Raw genomic sequence first — 6,934 nt, forward strand, 5'->3', positions numbered from 1 at the left:
TGAGACCCCCTCCCCCCTTGGGGAGGGGCTGGGGTGGGGGCGCTCCCCGCATGCCCTCACCCCGGCCCTCTCCCAGGGGGAGAGGGAGGAATACCGGTTTACTCGCGCAGACGTCCAGCCCGATGTGGAGCGCGGGCGCACGAGGTCATCCGGCCATGAGCAGTCATGTTCGTTACGATGAACATGACGCCATAGCGACAAAGCCCCAGGAGCCGCCACTGCCCGCCCCCGTTCCCCACTTCGACGCCGTCGACCTGGCCCGCGTGCGGGCCGTGTTCGTCCGCGGACGCACGCATCGCGCACTGCTGAAGATCCCGTTCGCCGATCGGCCGTCCGGCCGCACGCTCTGCGTCGTCGGCCAGAACCCCAGCGACGCGGGCGAGGAACACGCGGACAAGACGGTCAACTACCTGGAGCGCTACGTGCATCGCAACCTGCCGCAGTTCGGCGCGCTGCTGCTGCTCAATCTCTACACGCGCGTGGACAAGCGCAAGGCCTTCCGCGACGTGGAGCACGGCCAGGCAGACCGCATCCTGCGCTGCGCCATCCGCAAGCAGCGGGACTTCCTGTTCGTCTTCGGCCAGGTGAAGAACGAAGGCGCTTACCGCTTTCCCGAGCGGCTGGCGCAGTTGCGGCCCCTGTTTGCCGGCAAGAAGATCCTGCAGCTGGACCTGCAGACGAACTTCCCGCCGCATCCGGGCAACGCGCGGATCATGTACAGCAGGCTCGACGTGGGCCTGAAGCCGTTTGTTTTTCCGGAGAGATGATGTCCCTACCGCCCATCGACATCCGCCCGGCCCACATCGACGACGTGCCCTTGATCCTCCGCTTCATCAAGGAACTGGCCGCGTACGAGCGACTTCTACCGCTCGATGGGCGCCGTGCCGATGGACGAATGGGTGCGCTACCGACTGGCCGGCGATGCGCTGGCAAAGTTCGCCGCGGTCAAGGGGGCCGGGGACTGCCGCTGAACCTCTGGTTTGAACCCGCCCCGGCCCTCCATGTCCTCCCTGTGGCCACGCACGCCGGCTCTTGAAATCTGCCCGCGCCGTGCACAGATAAGCCGCCGTCGAATCAGGTTGTTGTTGTCACTGCGATGAACTCGGCAGATTTGACGTTCGCCCGCACGCCGAGGGCAGCCCCAACCCGCGCAGCGGTTCCGTCCATCCCGTATCCGCCCGGCCCGAGCCCCATCCTCACGCGCGAGCGCGAGCAAAGAGACCTCCTTGCACTGCTGGCCCACGAATTGCGCGGGCCGATCGGCGTCCTGCGCACGACGACGCACCTCCTGGAGCGGCCGGACCTGCCCCAGGCGCAGAGAAGAACGCTGCTGGCGGCCGCCCGGCGCCAAGCCGATCACCTGGCGGCCCTGGTGGACTCCCTGCTCGATGCGAGCCGGCTCGACACCGGCAAGCTGGCCCTGGCCAGGAAGGAACTGGATCTTGGCGCGCTGCTCGCTTCCATCTGCGATGGCGTGGAGCCGCTGTTCGACGAGAAGCAGGTGCGCTTGCTCAGGCGCTTTGCGGTGCAGCCGGTGCTTATCCAGGGCGACGAGACGCGCCTGACGCAAGTGTTCACCAATCTGCTGGAGAACGCGCGCAAGTTCACGCCCCGCGGTGGCGAAGTGGAAGTGCACATCGGCACGACCGCGACGGAAGCCGTGGTCAGCGTGCGTGACAACGGCGCGGGCATTCCCGTCCACCGCCTCGAAGCGATCTTCCAGCCCTATGCGCAGTCCGACGCCGGGAGAGACCAGGCCAAGGGCGGCCTGGGCCTGGGCCTTGCCGTGGTGCGCGGGCTGGTGGAACTCCACGGCGGCAGCGTCAGCGCGGAAAGCGATGGCCCCGGCTGCGGCAGCGTGTTCCGCGTGCGCCTGCCGCTTGGACGCCATGGCGACGGGAAAGGGTGTGCGGCATCGATGCGTCGCCCGCGCCCGCCCCCGGCCGCTCACCCGGAGGCGGAGCTGTCCGCGTCGGACTCGATGGAATCGCCCAGCAGCCGCACCAGGTAGTCGCGCGCGTCATCCGCGCCCTTGGGCAGCAGGTGCGGTCGATGGGAGAGCACCCAGTCCGCGAAGTCCTGCACCTGGTCGAGGCCTCGCTGCCGGGGCGGGCGCTCCAGCCAGAGCTCGATGAGCTCCTTCTCCTCCGCAGTCAGCGGCACACTCTCGTCCTGGCCCATCGGTTCGGCTCCTTCGTTGACATGCGTCGGCACGCGCGACAGTTTGCGCTGCGATCTCCCGCACGGCGGAGAGGCGCGAGACGCCTCCGCCTCCAGCCTGCCTGTTGGAGCGCGTTTGCCCGGCGAGGTTCGAGGCATGGCCGGGCAGGGCCTGGCCGGCGCGCGACAATGCCCGCATGAACGCCGACTTCTCGCAAGGCTGCGCTTTCCAGCGCGGCGAGTACGTGCCGATCGCCCAGGCTTCGATTCCCATGACGGACTGGGGTTTCCTGCGCTCGGATGCCACCTACGACGTGGTCACCGTCTGGGACGGCGCTTTCTTCCGGCTCGACGTGCACCTGGACCGGTTCTTCGCCAGCTGTGCGCGCTTCCGGCTCGATCCCGGCCGCTCGCGCGCCGAGGTGGCCACGATCCTGGCGGAGTGCGTGCGCCGCTCGGGCCTGCGGCGTTCGTACGTGGAGATGATCGTCACGCGCGGGCAGCCGCCGTGGGGCTCGCGCGATCCGCGGCAGGCCGTGAACCAGTTCTACGCCTTCGCGGTGCCCTTCGTCTGGATCGCCAACGAGGAGCAGCGCCGGCGCGGCCTGCACGTGGCGATCAGCGACGTGCAGCGGATCCCGCCCGCGAGCGTCGATCCCACGGCCAAGAACTACCACTGGAACGACCTCACGATGGGCCTGCTGGGCGCTCTCGACGCCGGCGCCGACACGGTCCTGCTGCGCGATGCGCGCGACAACGTGGTCGAGGGGCCGGGCTTCAACGTGTTCGCGCTCTCCGGCCGCCGGCTCGTCACGCCGCGCGAAGGCGTGCTGCAAGGCGTGACCCGGCGCACGGTGATCGAGATCGCCCGCGCCGCCGGCTACGAGGTGCAGGAGCGGGACCTGCCGATCGCGGAACTGCTGCTCGCCGACGAAGCCTTCATCACCAGTTCGGGCGGCGGGGTGATGCCGGTGACGCGGGTGAACGGCCAGGCGATCGCCGCCGGCCTGCCCGGTCGCATCACCGGCGAGCTGGCAGCGACCTACTGGGAGTTGCACAAGCTGCCGCAGTACAGCACGCCGGTCGCGTACTGACCCGCCTCACGCGGTGCGGTCTTCCTGCAGCCCCAGTTCGGCCTTCATCGCGTCGCGAATCCTGAACTTCTGGATCTTGCCGGTCACCGTCATCGGGAAGGCGTCGACGAAGCGGATGTAGCGCGGGATCTTGTAGTGCGCGATCTGGCCGCGGCAGAAGGCGCGCACCTCGTCCTCGGTGAGCGCTTGCCCGGGCTTGCGGATGATCCACGCGCACAGCTCCTCGCCGTACTTGTGATCGGGCACGCCGACCACCTGCACGTCCTGCACCTGCGGCATGCGGTAGAGGAATTCCTCGATCTCGCGCGGATAGATGTTCTCGCCGCCGCGGATCACCATGTCCTTGATGCGGCCCACGATGTTGACGTACCCCTCGTCGTCCATCGTGGCGAGGTCGCCGGTGTGCATCCAGCCCTCGCTGTCGATGGCCTCGCGGGTCTTCTCCTCGTCCTCCCAGTACCCCAGCATCACCGAGTAGCCGCGCGTGCACAGTTCGCCGCGCTCGCCGGTGGCCAGCGTTTCGCCGCTGGCCGGCTCCACGATCTTCACCTCGAGGTGCGGCTGCACCTGGCCCACCGTGGAGACGCGCTTGTCCAGCGGCGTGTCGGTGCTGCTCTGGCAGCTCACGGGGCTGGTCTCCGTCATGCCGTAGGCGATGGTGACCTCCCCCATGTGCATCTCGCTCACCACGCGCTTCATCACCTCGATCGGGCACGGCGAGCCGGCCATGATGCCGGTGCGCAGCGAGGAGAGGTCGAACTCGCGGAAGCGCGGGTGGTCCAGTTCGGCGATGAACATCGTGGGCACGCCGTGCAGGCCGGTGCAGCGTTCCGCCTGCACCGTCTCCAGCACGGCCAGCGGGTCGAAGGCGTCGTTCGGGTAGACGATGGTCGATCCGTGGGTCAGGCAGGCCAGGTTGCCGAGCACCATCCCGAAGCAGTGGTACAGCGGCACCGGGATGCACAGGCGGTCGGCCGGCGTGAGCTTCATCGCCACGCCGATGAAGAAGCCGTTGTTCAGGATGTTGCGGTGGGTGAGCGTGGCGCCCTTGGGGAAGCCCGTCGTGCCGCTGGTGAACTGGATGTTGATGGCGTCGCCGGGCGCGAGGGTGGCAGCGATCGCGTCGATGCGCGGATCGTCCGGGTTGCCGCGCGCCAGCAGCTCGGAGAAGCGCAGCATGCCTTCCTGTTCCTCGCCGGCGCCCGCCTCGTCGATCCACACCGTGTGCCGCAGCTGCGGCAGCTTCGCGGTGCCCAGCTCGCGCAGCATGCCCAGGTAGTCGCTGGTCTTGAAGCGCGGCATCGTGACCAGCGCCTTGCAGCCGACCTTGTTGAGCGCGTACTCCACCTCCGCGGTGCGGTAGGCGGGGTTGATGTTCACGAGGATCAGGCCGACTTCCGCGGTGGCGAACTGCATCAGCACCCACTCGGCGCAGTTGTGCGCCCAGATGCCGATGCGGTCGCCTTTGTCCAGGCCGAGGCCCAGCAGCGCGCTGGCGAGCCGGCGGGCGGTGCGGCGCAGTTCGGCGTAGCTGTAGCGGCGATTCTGGTGGCGGCTCACCAGCGCGGGATGCTCCGGCTGCCGGGCCGCCATCGAAGCGAGGAAGGCAGGGATGGTCTGTTCGAGCAGCGGCGTGCCGGTGGCACCGCGCGCGTGGGCGACTCGCGGTTGGATGAGCATGACCTTGTCTCCGAAGGAAAGCGCAGTCCGCCAGCATAGGACGAGCCCAGCCCCCGGGAATCGCCGGCCCGGTTGCAAATCGTGCCAGGCGCTGCCGTCGCAGGAGCCCTCGCTTTCGGCGAGCACCCGCTGCCAGTTGACTCGGATGACGCACTTAGCTAGTCTTGGCTAATCACCTGGAGGTACGCATGGCGCTGGTCAACATGCTCGAAGCCAAGTCCTCCTTGTCGCGCCTGGTGCAAGCGATCGAGGATGGGCTGGAGAGCGAAATCATCATCGCGCGCAATGGCCGGCCGGCGGCAAAGCTGGTTCCCATCGCAGCGAGCGCTCCGCGCCCCCGTCTCGGCGTGGCCAAGGGCAGGTTTGAAGTGCCCGATTCCATCGACGAGCACAACGACGAAGTGGCACGACTCTTCACCGGGCAGCGCCTGCCTTGAACCTGCTGCTGGACACGCACGTCGCACTCTGGGCGATCACGGACAGCCCGAAACTGGGCGCCGAGGCACGGCAGACCATCGAGACTTCCACGGTCTGGATCAGTGCGGCGAGCATCTGGGAAATTGCCATCAAGCACTCCCTCGGCCGCGGGGACATGCCCGTGTCGGGTGAGGAGGCCATGGGATTTTTCCGGAGCTCGGGTTTCCGCTTCCTTGCCGTGGAACCGGAACATGCCGCCGCCGTGGAAGCTCTCGCTGCGCACCACCAGGACCCCTTTGACCGGCTGCTGGTGGCGCAGGCCCTGTGGGAACCGATGCGGCTGATGACGCGCGACGCCATGGTCGCCCGCTACAGCGACACCATCATCCTCATCTGACCGGCGCGTCGCAGCCGAAGAGCTTTCTACCGCGCCCGGCACCTTGCGCCCCCGGGGTGCCGCGCTGAACACAAGCCCGCGGCCCTCTGGCATGATCCTCGCCCACCCCGCGAGGAGGCAGCGATGGACCTGTCCCACGTCACCGAGGCGAGCGCGTTCGAGATCGCGCAGGCCGTGCGCCAGCGCCAGCTCACCGCCGTATCGGTGATGCGCACCTTCCTCGACCGCATCGAGCGGCTGGAGCCGCGCCTCAACACCTTCGCCGTCCTCACCGCCGAGGCAGCGCTGCAGCAGGCCCACCACGTCGACAAGCTGATCGCCGGCGCGCGCGATCCGGGCCCTCTGGCCGGCGTGCCGGTGAGCATCAAGGACCTGATCGCGGTGCGCGGCGTGCCGCAGGCCTTCGGCTCGAAGCTGCTGGCGGACAACGTCGCGCAGCACGATGCGCCCGCGGTCGAGCGGCTGCGCCACGCGGGCGCCTGCATCGTCGGCAAGAGCACCACCAGCGAGCTCGGCTCCAAGGCGGTGGGCGATTCGCCGTTGACCGGCATCACGCGCAATCCCTGGAACCCGGAGCACACGCCCGGTGGTTCCAGCGCCGGTGCTGCCGCGCAGGTCGCGGCGCGCATGGTCCCGGTTGCCCTGGCCACCGACGGTGGCGGCTCGATCCGCATCCCCTCCAGCTTCTGCGGCGTATTCGGCATCAAGGCGCGCTTCGGCCGCGTGCCCGTGTGGCCGCCGGCGGCGGCGCCGGCGCTGGCGCACGTGGGGCCGATCACGCACAGCGTGCGCGACGCGGCGCTGGTGCTGTCGGCGATCGCCGGGCGCGACGCCCGCGACGAGGCCTCGCTGCGCTCGCCGGTGCCGGAGTTCGCGGCCGGCCTGGCGCAGGGCGTCGCCGGGCTGCGCATCGGCTGGTGCCCGTCGCTCGGCTACGGCAGCGCGGAGGACGAGGTGCTGCAGGCCTGCGAGCAGGCCGCGCGCCAACTCGAAGCACAGGGCGCGGTGCTCAAGGCCGTGCCGCCGCCCTTCGCGCGCGATCCGGCCCCGGCCTGGAACCGGCTGTTCTACGGCCGCATCGGCGAGCGGCTGGCCGAACTGGCGGCGAGCGAGGAACGCCGCGCGCTGGTCAATCCCGCGCTGCGCGCGGCCGTCGCTGCGCTCGCCGCCTTCGGCCCGCCCATGG

Annotated in this window: 8 protein-coding genes and 1 pseudogene; 7 read left to right on the forward strand and 2 right to left on the reverse strand. The window is 69.3% G+C overall.

Going from position 1 to position 6,934, the window contains the following annotated elements:
* Positions 1-122: 122 nt before the first annotated feature.
* From VFM98_RS17005 to VFM98_RS17015, 3 genes and pseudogenes are all read left to right on the forward strand, one after another.
* On the forward strand, positions 123-767 hold the full coding sequence (locus VFM98_RS17005; RefSeq protein ID WP_325111086.1) for a DUF1643 domain-containing protein: 645 nt from the start codon (positions 123-125) through the stop codon (positions 765-767).
* A 93-nt stretch (positions 768-860) separates the two neighbouring features.
* Positions 861-971 (forward strand): annotated as a pseudogene (locus tag VFM98_RS17010) (GNAT family N-acetyltransferase); the annotation flags it as partial.
* Between the two features lie 125 nt (positions 972-1,096).
* On the forward strand, positions 1,097-2,011 hold the full coding sequence (locus tag VFM98_RS17015; RefSeq protein WP_325111087.1) for a HAMP domain-containing sensor histidine kinase: 915 nt from the start codon (positions 1,097-1,099) through the stop codon (positions 2,009-2,011).
* Here VFM98_RS17015 and VFM98_RS17020 read toward each other — a convergent pair.
* On the reverse strand, positions 1,948-2,214 hold the full coding sequence (locus VFM98_RS17020) for a hypothetical protein (protein WP_325111088.1): 267 nt from the start codon (positions 2,212-2,214) through the stop codon (positions 1,948-1,950). The genes VFM98_RS17015 and VFM98_RS17020 overlap by 64 nt on opposite strands.
* A gap of 143 nt (positions 2,215-2,357) precedes the next feature.
* Here VFM98_RS17020 and VFM98_RS17025 point away from each other — a divergent pair, with 143 nt between their 5' ends.
* The gene (locus tag VFM98_RS17025) at positions 2,358-3,254 is read left to right on the forward strand and encodes an aminotransferase class IV (RefSeq protein WP_325111089.1); all 897 of its coding nucleotides are present in this window, start codon (positions 2,358-2,360) and stop codon (positions 3,252-3,254) included.
* Between the two features lie 6 nt (positions 3,255-3,260).
* Here VFM98_RS17025 and VFM98_RS17030 read toward each other — a convergent pair whose 3' ends face one another.
* Entirely contained in the window at positions 3,261-4,934 is a 1,674-nt protein-coding gene (locus tag VFM98_RS17030; protein ID WP_325111090.1) for an AMP-binding protein, read from the reverse strand.
* Between the two features lie 188 nt (positions 4,935-5,122).
* Here VFM98_RS17030 and VFM98_RS17035 point away from each other — a divergent pair, with 188 nt between their 5' ends.
* From VFM98_RS17035 to VFM98_RS17045, 3 genes are all read left to right on the forward strand, one after another.
* Positions 5,123-5,371, forward strand: a complete 249-nt coding sequence (locus tag VFM98_RS17035; RefSeq protein ID WP_325111091.1) for a prevent-host-death protein — start codon at positions 5,123-5,125, stop codon at positions 5,369-5,371.
* On the forward strand, positions 5,368-5,748 hold the full coding sequence (locus tag VFM98_RS17040; protein ID WP_325111092.1) for a type II toxin-antitoxin system VapC family toxin: 381 nt from the start codon (positions 5,368-5,370) through the stop codon (positions 5,746-5,748). Before VFM98_RS17035 ends, VFM98_RS17040 begins: the two co-directional genes overlap by 4 nt.
* 123 nt (positions 5,749-5,871) lie before the next feature.
* Positions 5,872-6,934, forward strand: a 1,063-nt coding sequence (locus VFM98_RS17045; RefSeq protein WP_325111093.1) for an amidase, incomplete at its 3' end; no start/stop codon positions are given.

It is taken from the genome of Ramlibacter sp. (genome assembly GCF_035706265.1).
Classification (GTDB): domain Bacteria; phylum Pseudomonadota; class Gammaproteobacteria; order Burkholderiales; family Burkholderiaceae_C; genus Ramlibacter.